The sequence below is a fragment of the Acinetobacter sp. ANC 5414 genome (genome assembly GCF_013004295.1).
Taxonomy (GTDB): domain Bacteria; phylum Pseudomonadota; class Gammaproteobacteria; order Pseudomonadales; family Moraxellaceae; genus Acinetobacter.
This window is the reverse complement of the sequence record NZ_JABERM010000034.1, coordinates 1-12,559: the sequence shown is the minus strand read 5'-3', so window position 1 is coordinate 12,559 and position 12,559 is coordinate 1. Positions and strand designations below refer to the sequence as shown.

General features: G+C 38.3%; 16 protein-coding genes and 2 pseudogenes. All 18 read right to left on the bottom strand.

All coding sequences use genetic code 11. From position 1 onward, the window contains the following. The coding region (locus HLH18_RS15545; RefSeq protein ID WP_171547528.1) for a tape measure protein at positions 1-2,428 on the bottom strand (2,428 nt) is incomplete at its 3' end. Between the two features lie 84 nt (positions 2,429-2,512). After that, positions 2,513-3,142: a hypothetical protein gene (locus HLH18_RS15880; protein ID WP_214647366.1), complete on the bottom strand. Its 630-nt coding sequence runs from the start codon at positions 3,140-3,142 to the stop codon at positions 2,513-2,515. 5 nt (positions 3,143-3,147) lie between these two features. After that, positions 3,148-3,426: a hypothetical protein gene (locus HLH18_RS15535; RefSeq protein WP_171547527.1), complete on the bottom strand. Its 279-nt coding sequence runs from the start codon at positions 3,424-3,426 to the stop codon at positions 3,148-3,150. Between the two features lie 59 nt (positions 3,427-3,485). Beyond that, positions 3,486-4,052 (bottom strand): annotated as a pseudogene (locus HLH18_RS15530) (hypothetical protein). Positions 4,053-4,117: 65 nt separating this feature from the next. Next, positions 4,118-4,306, bottom strand: coding sequence for a YodC family protein (locus HLH18_RS15525; protein ID WP_171547526.1), 189 nt, complete (start codon positions 4,304-4,306; stop codon positions 4,118-4,120). A gap of 423 nt (positions 4,307-4,729) precedes the next feature. Continuing rightward, positions 4,730-5,488, bottom strand: a complete 759-nt coding sequence (locus HLH18_RS15520) for a phage tail tube protein (protein ID WP_171547525.1) — start codon at positions 5,486-5,488, stop codon at positions 4,730-4,732. After that, complete coding sequence (locus tag HLH18_RS15515) at positions 5,488-5,661, bottom strand: hypothetical protein (RefSeq protein WP_171547524.1); 174 nt, start codon at positions 5,659-5,661, stop codon at positions 5,488-5,490. Before HLH18_RS15515 ends, HLH18_RS15520 begins: the two co-directional genes overlap by 1 nt. A 9-nt stretch (positions 5,662-5,670) precedes the next feature. Then, positions 5,671-6,093 (bottom strand): phage tail terminator protein, encoded by a 423-nt coding sequence (locus HLH18_RS15510; protein ID WP_171547523.1) that lies wholly within the window; start codon positions 6,091-6,093, stop codon positions 5,671-5,673. Then, positions 6,068-7,426 carry a phage virion morphogenesis family protein gene (locus HLH18_RS15505; protein WP_171547522.1) on the bottom strand — a complete coding sequence of 453 codons (1,359 nt, stop codon included), beginning with the start codon at positions 7,424-7,426 and terminating at the stop codon, positions 6,068-6,070. Before HLH18_RS15505 ends, HLH18_RS15510 begins: the two co-directional genes overlap by 26 nt. Further along, positions 7,416-7,880: pseudogene (locus tag HLH18_RS15500) on the bottom strand (DUF2280 domain-containing protein). Before HLH18_RS15500 ends, HLH18_RS15505 begins: the two are co-directional and overlap by 11 nt. A gap of 60 nt (positions 7,881-7,940) precedes the next feature. Continuing rightward, positions 7,941-8,585, bottom strand: coding sequence for a putative metallopeptidase (locus HLH18_RS15495; RefSeq protein WP_171547521.1), 645 nt, complete (start codon positions 8,583-8,585; stop codon positions 7,941-7,943). Beyond that, entirely contained in the window at positions 8,542-8,982 is a 441-nt protein-coding gene (locus HLH18_RS15490; RefSeq protein ID WP_171547520.1) for a hypothetical protein, read from the bottom strand. The genes HLH18_RS15495 and HLH18_RS15490 overlap by 44 nt, the downstream gene beginning before the upstream one ends. A gap of 52 nt (positions 8,983-9,034) precedes the next feature. Further along, a complete protein-coding gene (locus tag HLH18_RS15485) occupies positions 9,035-9,265 on the bottom strand; it encodes a hypothetical protein (RefSeq protein ID WP_171547519.1) in 231 nt (76 codons plus the stop codon). Positions 9,266-9,360: 95 nt separating this feature from the next. Next, positions 9,361-9,531: a hypothetical protein gene (locus HLH18_RS15480; protein ID WP_171547518.1), complete on the bottom strand. Its 171-nt coding sequence runs from the start codon at positions 9,529-9,531 to the stop codon at positions 9,361-9,363. Then, entirely contained in the window at positions 9,524-9,679 is a 156-nt protein-coding gene (locus HLH18_RS15475; protein ID WP_171547517.1) for a hypothetical protein, read from the bottom strand. Before HLH18_RS15475 ends, HLH18_RS15480 begins: the two co-directional genes overlap by 8 nt. Before the next feature lie 1,696 nt (positions 9,680-11,375). Further along, positions 11,376-11,615 carry a hypothetical protein gene (locus HLH18_RS15470; RefSeq protein ID WP_131292545.1) on the bottom strand — a complete coding sequence of 80 codons (240 nt, stop codon included), beginning with the start codon at positions 11,613-11,615 and terminating at the stop codon, positions 11,376-11,378. 104 nt (positions 11,616-11,719) lie between these two features. After that, complete coding sequence (locus HLH18_RS15465) at positions 11,720-11,920, bottom strand: hypothetical protein (RefSeq protein ID WP_131292112.1); 201 nt, start codon at positions 11,918-11,920, stop codon at positions 11,720-11,722. A gap of 278 nt (positions 11,921-12,198) precedes the next feature. After that, entirely contained in the window at positions 12,199-12,432 is a 234-nt protein-coding gene (locus HLH18_RS15460; RefSeq protein WP_171547516.1) for a hypothetical protein, read from the bottom strand. Positions 12,433-12,559: the final 127 nt, after the last annotated feature.

Below are 12,559 nucleotides of genomic sequence, written 5' to 3'. Positions count from 1 at the left end.
ACTCTTGTGCAGCTTGGATTTTAGCTTCAGTAATTTTTTGACTTTCCGCTTGATAAGCCTTTTCCTTGGCATCTAAGTCAGTAAGACCCTTTACAGCTAAATCAATTGCAGCTTGATTACCAGTTTTTCGCGCCTCAAAAAGCTGTTGCTCAGCTTGAATGCGCTCATCACTTATCGCCTTGTAATCAGCCTTATGTTTTTCTTCCTGAGCTTTTAATTGATCAAGGGTTTGTTGACTACTTACTATACGTTCCTGATTTTTTTCATCCTCAGTTTTGCGTATATCCTCAATAGCTGCCTTTGTAGCCCCTTTACTTTCAAGCGCAAGTCTATTTGCCTCTGAAGCATTTTTTTCAGCTTGTCTAAATAACGCATCAGATGCATTTTGAGCTTGTGCAGCCAACGCATCAAATCCGAGAAAATCAAGCACTGATGCGCTAAGTGAATAAATACCACCTGAAATAAATTGAATACCAGCAAGAAGTAACTTAAGCGCAATATTTAGACCTGTAGCTGCGTCTGAAACTACACCTAGAGCGATTTTAAAAACATTAAATAATGTAGTTAAGCCACTTACTTCTTCTTTACCATTTAGAATTGCATTAAATAGAGGTGCAATAGCATCCAGAGTTGATGTAAAGGCACTCCATGCTGTTTCCGCGATGCCCGCCAAATTGGAAATTAAACTTTTAACAGTGCCATATACCGCAGATAAAGTACTACTCAATGCCTCAATTGTAGAAGAATCAATCTCAGACAACTTATCTTGAAACCAACCAACTCCCGCAGCTACATCATCAAAGAATAATTTTAGAATCCCTAAATTATCAGCAATTATTGATAAAGCATTTGCAATAGTTGCACTTGATCCATTGGCCTGATCCATCTCACCAATAATTATCTGCCACTGTGTTGAGATTTTAGTTAATGCATTGCCAATTGTTAAAGGCATTTTGCTATATGTAGCTTCAACCTCACTGGCTTGGCTTTGAAGAGCTTTAACGACTCGTTCAGCACCCAACCCGCCATTTTCAGCCATCTTGCGGAGTTCACCAGTGGTTACTCCTAAACCACGTGCCAGTGCTTCAGCAACACCATAGCCATTTTCCATAATAGAGTTGAATTCTTCACCACGAAGAACACCACCCTGCATGGCTTGAATAAATTGCTGTACTGCTGCTTCACTTGCTTGTGCCGAACCACCTCCAATTTGAATGGCCTGTGTAACTGTTTTGGTGAGATCTAGTGCTTGCTGCTGGGTCATCCCCATGTCTTTACCAACAGCATTCAGTCTTGTGAATAGATCACCTGTAGCATCAAGACTGGAATTAGTTGCCAGTGCCACCTGATGCACACCAGCGATTGCCGATGTAAAGTTACCACCATCTTTAGTTGCAATATTGATACGTGCAGAAAGGTTGGTATACGTATCCGCTGCTTCAGCAAGTTCACGAATACCCAAGCCAACACCTAAGGCGGCCATAGCGCCAACGAGTGCGGTCACGGCGAACTTCGCACCATTAAGCCCTTTTTGCGCTGTCTGTGCTGCACTATCAGTCTCATTGAGCTTTGTATTGGCTTTACCTACTTCAGCATGAAAATTATTAAATGCCTGGTCAGCTTGTTGTACTTCTTTTTCGAGTTGATCAACCTGAAGCTTGGCTTTTTCAATATCAGCAGGCGCAACATTAGTTTTAGAAAATGATTCGAGATTTTGTTTTGCTAAAGCAAGATCGCTTTTAAGTTGATCCAAAGCTTTATGAGTTTTATTACCGAAATCAGTAAAGTTATTCGCTGTAGATTTCGCATTATCCCCAGCATCTTTGATAATTCCAGTAGCTGCATTAAGGGACTGCGTAAGCTTGTCTGCTAGCTCAGTTGTACCTTTAGGAATGATATTGTCAAGCTCTTTCGAAACTTCTGCGGTAGAAGCTGATGCGCCATCAGCTGAGCCTTTATATGCCTCAAATGCGGTTTTTACTTGCCGAACACCGGTCTCAAGTTCTTTTACTTCTCTAACTGCATTACCAATATCTTCTGGTGTGGCATTGGTTGCAGACAAATAATTAAGATGTAACTTGGCTTGCTTCAAGTCTTCTTGCAAACCACTTAAAGCTTTTTGCCCATAATCACCCAGCTGCTTTAAGTTATCTGCACTTAAGTCGGCATCACCACCCATTTCCTCAAGTGCTTTTGAAGCGCTGGTTAATTCAGTAACCAATTGTGCAACTTTCTGCTTTGTTTCAGATGGGACTAAATTACCAACTTCAGATGATGATTCTGAGCTTGCCTTTTTTAACTTATCTGACTCACTTTTGATTGAGTCAAAGACAGCCTTCATCACTGTTTCAGAATTCTTTGCAGTGCTTACTAACCCCTTGTTATCAGCATCCAGTATTAATTTGAATGTTAAATTTTTTCCAGACATGCTGACCTCTAAATTTTAGGCATAAAAAAACCACCTTTCGGTGGTTGGAACTGGTATTAAAAGAGCACCCGAAGGTGCTTTTATTTATTTACAAATCTGATTCCAAGCTTTTTGAAACTCATCTGAATTCATGTTTTCACCGTCAACAGCTATAACTGTAGAACTCGCAATAAAGCGCCTAAATCCAGTGTAACCTCCAAAGCTGTTCTTACTATTTACTTCACCACAGTTACCATTCCGGTTTCTTATTTCAGCACTATCAGGATCTTTTAGAAATTTCTTTAAAGCAATTTCTGAATCAACTTCTATACTAATTTGTCTGTCTCTTTCTTGTCTTTCAGCATCTTTTAATCTTTGCTCTTCAGCTTTTTTAGCTTCCAATTCATATCTTTCATTTTCGAGTTTAATACGGTTTACTTCGCGATCTTTTAGCTCCTGACTTGCTGTTCCATCTTTTAAGGCGCGCTCTTCAGCTTTACTAATAAGATTCCCGCTAATTACCATAAGGATTAATGCAATAAACACAAACCAACGTTTCATTATTTTTTTATTTAAAATGCCATCAATCTTATTTTGGAAAATCGGTAACAATAAAATTCCAGCCAAAATGGCTAGAACGCCACCAATAAAACTAGTTGAGAATGCTCTCAACCCCGCAAAAATAATTAAAATTCCGAAAAACCAAGACAATATTAAAATTATGCGTTCACCCACAATCATCACTCCCAATTAATACTATAAATAGCTCCATCAACAAGCGTTATCTCATATGGTGCATTGTTGAGCGAATAACTATAGGTAATTGCTTTATGTGGCCAACCCTTGCGATCGTGAATAACATGGCTATATGAAGATTCTGGATTGCCCAGAACATCAATCATTTTGCCGTATGAATTACCGCGCTCCACGAACCCTGTACTACCCCGAACTGAATCAACACTCACCGCATAAGCAGATGAACACACTGCCAAAATAATCGCTAAAACAAGTTTTTTCATGAAGTTATACCCTCTTTTAAGAGAGAATAACAATTCAGTTAATAAAAGTCATCTGTGTATTATTCCTTCAATTCCTCAAAGAACTTTTTAAATTCTTTGGCATTTGCATGATGTGCTGACCGAATCACGCTCGATAGATACTGCAGTTTATTTTTATGATCTTTTTGAGCTGACTTTAAATACTGGTCAAATGCACCGTATGTCATATTCATAATGTCATCATGGCGATGACCAACACTGATTAAGTACTAGAATGAATCAAACCATGTGGATTCTGTTTGAGTATTTTTCTTAATACCACGCTTTGGCTTTTCATATTTGAAATATGCTTGGTTTACCAGAAGTGCCATCTTAAGCAATTGCTTAAAAGCCTGTTCATTTAAAGCAAGTTTGAATAGAGATTCATTATCCAAATCGGTTGCGCATGCCATCATTGAAATAACCTGAGTACCATGAGCCGAAAATAACTCATTTAAAATATCATCTGAATGATCTTTATCTTTAATGAAGTTCTTAATCACTTCGGCATGCGTCGCCCAAGTATCAAAGTCTTTCATTTGGATCTGGCGTACTTCGATATCATCAAGATTGATACTTCGATTTGTTGCTAAGAAAAAATCATTCATGATGGAATCTCGGGTATAAATTTTAGGCATTAAAAAAAGCACCCAAGGTGCTTTTGTTTATACTGCTACAGATTTTTGCTGGGGTTTGGATCATCTTTTATTAACGCTGTATTTATAAAGGATTTACTATGAAAAGCATGATGTTTATCAAACCACTCACAGAAAGAAGCCCGATCATCACTTAGCTCTGTAATAGTCATAGCTGGACCACCTGACTTTAGGAAAACTACATCATCTTCTTTAAACTCACTCACAATACAACTCTCAATCCTTTAAAGTATTAGATTTATTTATAGCTGAAAATGTATTTTTTTCAAGTATTAAAAAACCACCTTAAGGTGGTCATAACTCATACAGATTTATATGTCAGATTAAATCGGAATAGTTGTAATGGTTCTTTGTAGGTGGGAAATAATTATCATCCCAAAAATTAAAAATGTCAGAGCAATTGTTGTAGAGTTATATATTCGCATTTATTCACTATCATATTTACAGGTTCACAAGATACCTAACTGTTGTTACAAAAGCAAACAACTTATTATTTTTAAATATTTTTTAGATTACCACCCTAAGATGGTTTTCTCACCAGACTCTCATCAATAAAAAGGTTATTCAGGCGAAACAGGCACAAAAAAAGACGCTGATGCGCCTGTGGGGTTCTTTGTGCCTGTAGTGGGTTACGCAGCTGCTGGAATAGTCACTACATGTCCATATAAACCCATTGTAGGATCTAATTCTTTGGTCATATCTGACAAAGCCTGACCCGAAATTGAATACTGACCCAATTCTTCATGGATCAATGGAAAGTTAGTTTCAGGTGATTTTTTAGTTCGCCATAACGTTACCGCAACATTATCGCCATTTGCCGTATTAATACCTTTAAAAAAGAGCTGATACTCTTTTTCAAAGTCCGATGCGAATGTTGTATGTGTTACTGCACCAGTTGTATAACTCGCCAAAATAGGCATGGTTAGATCAGCCACATCATGGAAAATCACAGTACCGAGTTTAGCATCTAGTGTGTAATCTTCTAGATCCAATGTCTTAGGTGTGCCACTGGTTGAATCCTTGAATGTAACTGTTTTCAGGTTATAGCCTTCCAGTTTGATTTCCTGACCAGCAACTACAGTACCTAAAGACACATCTGTTTCAGATTTAGTCGCCACGGCATGATTCATACCTGACAAGATGTATTCAAGGTTCTCAGGAGTAACTTCCTCTAGCTGCCCGGAGAAGTTCACTGATGTAGTAGTAATCATGGTGAAGTCAGTGGTTCGTTTACCAGACATTGATTCCTGATGCTCAATCACATCAGCACCGATCTCCAATTCAAACTCTGGTACGTTTCCGATATGGCGCATTGCACCAGCTATACCGTTTACAATCTCTGCCAGGTAGAACTTACCGTGTAGAGAAATATAGTTATTCTTAGCCATTACTTTTCGTCCCCTGTGGTTTTCTTGGCTGGAGCAGCAGCTTTTACTTCAGGTGCTTCCTGAATTGTGCCATCTGCCAGTAACTTTTTAATTTGAGCATCATCCAGCCCACCAACAACATCGCCCTTTTGAAAGCGACCTACTGGCTGTAATGCTTTGTATTGTTTCGCCATGACTGGCTCCTAAATGAATTTTTGAGATTCAAAAATAATTGTGATGTACGCAAAGCCCGGACTGTATCCATCCCGAACCGATATAAAATCCAGTGCAGTGCGTGATGCTTGAGGCTGCCAGCCGGAAAGCAACTGAATAACCTTTTCAGTCAATAACCCCGCCTCATCACTTACAGCTCGCCCATCTGTCATTTGTGATTGAGCATTACGACAAGCAACCGTGACTGCCCATTGCTGACCAATCTGGTTGATAGTTCCGCGACCTGCACTTGCCTTTTTATCTATACGGACAAAATTGACATGTGCCGATGGTGTAACTTGCGACATCTGCGTCACACTGACCGAATTTAGTGGTGTATAAATCTCTAGAAATTCTGGAATCTCTTTCAGTTTTTCTACAATTTCATCACGCACCGCGAAGAAGGTGCTCATCTATAAAACTCCCGACAATATTAAGAATTGAGGCTTCATCCTCAGCATCAATGCCAAGAAAAGTTCTTGAGGGAATATTGACCTCTTTTACTTTTCTAAATTGACCAGCAACAGCAAAAGTAATGTACTGGCCATTTTTAGGTGTGATGTGAGCACCGTAATGAAAGACATGGGCGTAAATTTTATTTGACCCCCACTCCACACCATTGTTAAGGACGTTGTGGCTCATACCATGAGGTAATCGGATAGTAACTGATTTACCATCCAGCTCTGCGGTCTGTGTAATACGTTTCTCAACACCATCTGGTCCTAGCTGTGCATGCTGTACATCAACGATATAAATATATCCATCTCGGCTTTTTGCTTCTCTTACACCAGCAGTGAAATCACCCTCATTCTCAGAAGATGCCAAATCCCATGCACGTACTTGATGGATTATGTCGGCAGGTAATGCATCCACGATTTCAATATTGTCGGGTTTAAAAAAACCACCGGCTGGTGGTGATGGTCTCTGTCTATACTGTCCAGCAAACACATAAGGTGCTGCTAATTCCATTCGTTCAAGCGTTTCAATGTTATGTTTCGCTGGCCATAGTGCCGATCCATCAGGCTGAATAGCTGAAAGCTCTAAGTGCTCCCATTCCTCACCATTACCACCATCAAGCAGCCAACCTGCCAAATCTTCTTCATGCAAACGCTGCATGATGACAATGATCGGTGTATCTGGTGAGTTAGTCCGAGATTCAAGCGTGTTTTGAAACCATTCAATCACACCTTTACGAATCGTATCTGAACGAGCTTCACTAGCTTTGTGTGGATCATCGATAATAATTGCCCCACCAAAGCTGTCTCGAAACTTACCAGCACCAAAACCTGTAATGGTACCGCCAGTACCTTGTGAATAGCAGACACCACCTTCAGCTGTTCGCCAGTCATCCTTAGCTTTACTGTCATCACGTAATGCGAAATCAGGAAATACGCGTTTATACGATGCTTCCTGTACCAAGTTTCGTGTCTGGAAAGCGTTATTTGCTGCTAATGTAGCTGAATAGCTGACATGAATAAATTCACTGTCAGGCGCTTTACCAAAGCACCAGGCCATGAAATTAATCACTGCTAATTCTGTTTTAGAATACCGTGGTGGAATGTTGATAATGAGTCGTTTGGTTTCACCACGATACACCCTCATCAGTGCATCACATACCACGCGATGGTGCCAGTTATGCAACCACTTGTACTTACGGCGTTCCTTAAACATGAAACGTGAAAAGAAATACAGATCCTCTTGAGCTTCAATCTGTATCGCCAGTTCACGCGCTGGGTCAGTATTCATCTAAGACCTGCTCCCTTGCTTTCAGGTAGCTATCCGTAGGTACATTCTGATTGATGGTTTCTATCGGCTTACCGTCTTTACCAGTAATTTCCTGTTTGGTCACGCGTCCATCTGTTTCTTGAAACGCTTGCTTCAAAAGATTTTGCTTTGCACGTTTATTCCGCCCAGAATCCTCATACATCTTTTGAAGTTCCATAAGCCGAAAAGCCTTATTGGCAATCGCAATATCTTCAATATTTTCTCTAAAGTCTTTGCGGGTTTTCTCAAATAAATCTTTTAATTTCTTACTTAGATTACGCCCTGCATATTTTGTAGGGTCATAGCTATGGCATTGCTTACGATCAATCTTGATCTTGTATATTTCTTCTACCGAGTCTGCTACTTATTGAGGGGTATCAAAGCAAGCAAGAGACTGAACTATAAACATTTTTACAGGCTCCTTTAGTGCTGCCATAAATACCTCTTTGTCGTTCTACGTCGTACAAGATAGCCAAAAAAATAGAGCCACTTAGCTCTATCCAATTACACAGTTCCTACAACACACAGCAATATTCGTTTCAGATACAAACGGCGCATTCTTGGCAATTTCCAAAAGTCGCTTAACAGATTCGTCTGCACCCCATCGTTTTGTTTCACCAAAGAACACTTCAACATCATGGCCAGCCAGATAGTGCTTAGGCAGACCGGTCATATCGCTATAGATAATTTCGCCATCAGCATCACGTTCAACACCGATGTGATACAGCTCATGTTCAATCAAACGACAGAACTCACGATCCGATGTTTGTTCACAAAATGCCGCATCAACTGTGATTAAGTACTGAGGCACAAAACCAAACCAATCTCGCATCTGTTGTTCTTGTCTGGCTTTCTTCCATCCACCCTGGTTAAACATAACCTTTTCACATTGACCAAGCACCATACGTTTTTTAGCTACGGCGGCAGATGATGCCCAAGCGAATGCAAGGAACTCTTCATTGTCATGCAGTAGCTCAGCAATATGATCGTGATCTGGGTTATGAAGTTCACCACCAATGGTTAGCCAGTTTTTAACAACCCACTCTTTTAGATCTACGGCGGGCGCAAGGCGAATAGCTTCCTCTTCCTCAGCCTGGTCAATCAGGTCTGTCGGCGGGAATGGTCTGAATTGTTGTTCCATAAGATGCCTTTAAATTTCTAAGCCATTTAGTAGCACGACCCATGTTGATATCACTGGTTTCAAAGCGCATATACCGATATCCCATTTCTTCAGCATGATTATAACGATCCATACTCCAGGCTTTGTTTTTGAGTTTACCTTTACGACCACCTGACCATGGTCCACCAGCGATTTCAATCAGCATTCGGTATTCAATAAGGTGCAGGTCAAAGCGCCAATGTTTGGTGCTTTTAAAGTGAAAATATTCTTCGTACTTCATTTCCATTCGATCAAGGATTTCTTTTAATCGCTCAAATGCTTCTAAGTATTTTTCACTGGCTTTAGGTAGTGGTTTATTACGAGGTTTTGTCTTAATGGGCTTTTTATTGGTAAGAGTTTTATATGCATCCAATTCCATAAATTCCGCCCATTAAAAAACCTCCCGGAGGAGGTTTTAATAAATTATCTTACTATGATGGTACACAAAAACTTAACCAATCACTTTTCATTTCCTCTAAGGCTTTAGGATCCAACCTTTCGCATGAATACAAGTAATAAGTAATATTTGAATCTTTAATTATATTGCGATAATGCTCTACAGTAGCAACCTCAATATTCTCAGGTTTGTACCAGTCCGGCCAAACCCTTTCATTAAACAGATACTGGCCATACTCATCTTTATTGGCAATCCAAACACCCATACTACCAAACCCTTAATTATTAAAACCAAGTGCATGATATACCAATAATTATAATACCTACCCACATTAATAATATAACTTCAAATCATCTAGCATTACGCATGAAGCATATTTCTTAAATTCTTCGTCCATTCTTTTAATTGATGGATCTTCTTATCAACGAGTATCATTTCATCACGTGACATTAAGCCGCATGATAGTGCCTGCCATTTGGTAATTTCAGTTTCGTATTTTTCGATATTCCGTTTTGCTTCTATTTTATCCATCTTCTAATTCCTCAATCACAACACACTTATAGGTCTTCTTACCCACAAAGAAACCACCAAGACGGTCACATTCATTTGCTACATAAATATGCGTATACCAACTACAAGTAACCCAAGCGACAATAAACCCAAGTAAAAATTGCCACATAAGTGCCACCAATAAGAAAAGAAAAACCCCGACAAATTAATGACAGGGTTTGAGTGTCGTAATACGATCGACAAAAGGAAAATAGTAATATATTTCAATAAAAAACCCGTTTAACTCTCCCAAATTAAACAGGCCTAATTTACGCTAAAACTTTAGATTTTTTTTGCATTTATGCTTTGTTTTAATTAAATATATAATCAAATTATTTCAACATTATGAAAACAAAAAAAACATGACTATTATTCTAATTGATTGTATGTTTTTTGATTGATTATTACTTAATTTCTTTCAAGCAATCCCGACACTCCTTGATTTCTTCATCATCAACCGTGTATTCAATTTCAGTCGCACCATGTAGACCAAATAAACACATTAAGAAGTGGAACATACTTTTCTCCTGACAAAAAAAAGCCCACTCCAGTAGTAGTTTGGTGTGGGCTTATAAACTAAGGACCTCTAAAGGTCAGGAAACTACAGCTAGTTTCTATTGATAACTATACACACTTTTCAAGTGAACTTTAACTAAAATAAACCAAAAGTTAAAATATTAATAAATAAATCAATTTATTAACAATAGCTTAAGCAATTATGTATCAAGTATTAATAATTCGTTCAGGGTTTTAATCATGGCAAATTCGCCATAATTAGAATTTAGGAGCCCCGATATTGCTTACACAGGCATTTCTCGGGGCATTAAAAATGCTCACATTTCTGTAAGCATTTGTGGTAATTCTCGTCTTTCCGAGTGTCAATCGATTCGCTCAGTTAGATGATCTATAACCTCATCTAACCTAATGGAAAAATTACTCGACATTTGCTATTCAATCAATCATTTTATTTCGTAATTTTTTGATAAATATCACGTTTAATTCACAACTGATCTGATTTTGAATTGATCACCACAGAAGTCCTATGCTGTGGTCCATAGCTACTCTCTACTTTGATTGCCACTGAATAGGCACAGTACTAATCAATTTTCGGTTTCGTTGTCATTTAAAGGCGGTGCATCATTCCCAATTCTGATTTCACTTTCCTGCATATCCTATTCATGCTCGATGAACTGCATGGGTTGTATCCTCTTTCGTGGGATCTAAACGCGTTTGCTTAAACAGTCTTTATCTAATTAGCAGACTTTTGAAACTGGGCATACTTTTCTCCTGGCAAAAAAAAGCCCACTACAGGAAAGGTGATGTGGGCCTATAAACTAAGGACCTTGGAAGGTCATTTAGAAACTAACTACAGATAGTTTCTATCGCGTATTCTCTGCATTAACCAAATAATACTCATTGGCGAAATACACCAAAAGTTAAAATAATGTGAAATAAGTCACATTATTAACAACAACTTAATTAATGATTTATTAAATATTAAAAAGCCCTCTTCGCGGGGCTAGACGCTACTCACAATCACACAAACCTAACATGCACGGACTGCTTTACTTGCTTTCAATTCTCTTTGGTCGGGGTGCCAATCCCTAGTTAAGCCCCATAAGAGGAGTTTACTCGAAGGCATGTTCTGCAAATTGGCTTTCTGCAAGCATTAAAAAAGCCCACCTATTACTAAGTGAGCTTCCTTCTAACCATTTGCGCTGAATTAGAGCTATTGTTTAAAAACAATACACCCTTAATAACATGGTTACTGTTCAATAGGCAACAAAAGCCCGATCATTTGACCGGGCTTTTGTTGCTATATAAATCTATTCTTTTGAGCACTTTACTTCAAGCTGGTGTTCGTCTTGAGTAACCTTAATTTTAATATTCTTATATTTTCGTTTGTTTGGATCCATTGCTGAGCCTGCTACTTCTTCAAAAAATCCGCGATCATTCATTAGCTCGCCATATGCTTTATAACCTAACAAAATCTTTTCAGGTTTTTTGCCGTTAACTGCTAATTCACTAAGAGTATCATCTAATTTCTTGACAGTTAGAATTGCCATTTCAATTAAAGCTCAAAAATAAAAAAGTCATTATCCTTTATTCATATGAACAAACAATGTCAAAAAGCCCACCTTCCGATGAGCTTCTACTATTTGGCTATTAACTATAAATCTGTACTAACAAATACACTTTCAATAAAAGCATCAGCTTCATGATCATCAAGTAATTCAATATTTACGTCCAAATGAATAACTTCAGCACCAGTCTTTTCTTTAAATTCAGCGAATTTTTGAGTAAGAAACTCTTTTATTTCATCTTCAAGGTTAGCTCTTTCGATGCGATATTCTTTTAATGCTTCTTTCACAACCACCACCATAGCTTTTAATTATGCAATTAATTTACCATAAAGATGAAAAAGCCCACACCATGAAACCCAACTAAACATAATAAGAATCGGAGCATAAATTTCTCCTTAACTTTAAGTAAAAAAAAGCCTGCGTCTTGGGGAAGACGCAGACTGAAACCAAGAATTAGCTTACTGGAGAATACCTACTATTTTACTAGGTAATTTTTCAGGGTAATTAGCAATATATTCCAATAAAAAAAAACCGACAAATGGTCGAGCTTTCATTAGCAAATAAATCAACTTAAATGCTTCGGAATATCTTCAACTTTAAACTCTGCATCGTATTGAGTTTTAATAACGTTAAATAACTCATCAAACATTCGGTGATAGTCTTCAGCCATATCATTGGCTTTCTTTACTCTCTCCGTAGCATCTAGTAATAGCTTTTGGTTTTCTTCCCTTAAGTCTTCATTCTCTTGTGTGGTTTTTACCAACAACGATTCCAATTCTTCTTTAGTAAAAACACTCATAACAATGTCTGAATAGCCACCGATTTTGTAGACACCTTTTAGTTAGATAAAATAGCTAATTAACGAGGTGCTTATGAGCAGTAAACGATACCCTGAAGAGTTCAAAATTGAAGCAGTAAAGCAAGTT

Coding starts and splice junctions, on each gene's coding strand:
- HLH18_RS15510 (WP_171547523.1), bottom strand. CDS start 6,093: ATGAGCACCTTCTTCGCGGTGCGTGATGAAATTGTAGAAAAACTGAAA.
- HLH18_RS15480 (WP_171547518.1), bottom strand. CDS start 9,531: ATGGATAAAATAGAAGCAAAACGGAATATCGAAAAATACGAAACTGAA.
- HLH18_RS15535 (WP_171547527.1), bottom strand. CDS start 3,426: ATGAAAAAACTTGTTTTAGCGATTATTTTGGCAGTGTGTTCATCTGCT.
- HLH18_RS15470 (WP_131292545.1), bottom strand. CDS start 11,615: ATGGCAATTCTAACTGTCAAGAAATTAGATGATACTCTTAGTGAATTA.
- HLH18_RS15475 (WP_171547517.1), bottom strand. CDS start 9,679: ATGTGGCAATTTTTACTTGGGTTTATTGTCGCTTGGGTTACTTGTAGT.
- HLH18_RS15490 (WP_171547520.1), bottom strand. CDS start 8,982: ATGGAATTGGATGCATATAAAACTCTTACCAATAAAAAGCCCATTAAG.
- HLH18_RS15460 (WP_171547516.1), bottom strand. CDS start 12,432: ATGAGTGTTTTTACTAAAGAAGAATTGGAATCGTTGTTGGTAAAAACC.
- HLH18_RS15515 (WP_171547524.1), bottom strand. CDS start 5,661: ATGGCGAAACAATACAAAGCATTACAGCCAGTAGGTCGCTTTCAAAAG.
- HLH18_RS15485 (WP_171547519.1), bottom strand. CDS start 9,265: ATGGGTGTTTGGATTGCCAATAAAGATGAGTATGGCCAGTATCTGTTT.
- HLH18_RS15520 (WP_171547525.1), bottom strand. CDS start 5,488: ATGGCTAAGAATAACTATATTTCTCTACACGGTAAGTTCTACCTGGCA.
- HLH18_RS15505 (WP_171547522.1), bottom strand. CDS start 7,426: ATGAATACTGACCCAGCGCGTGAACTGGCGATACAGATTGAAGCTCAA.
- HLH18_RS15495 (WP_171547521.1), bottom strand. CDS start 8,585: ATGGAACAACAATTCAGACCATTCCCGCCGACAGACCTGATTGACCAG.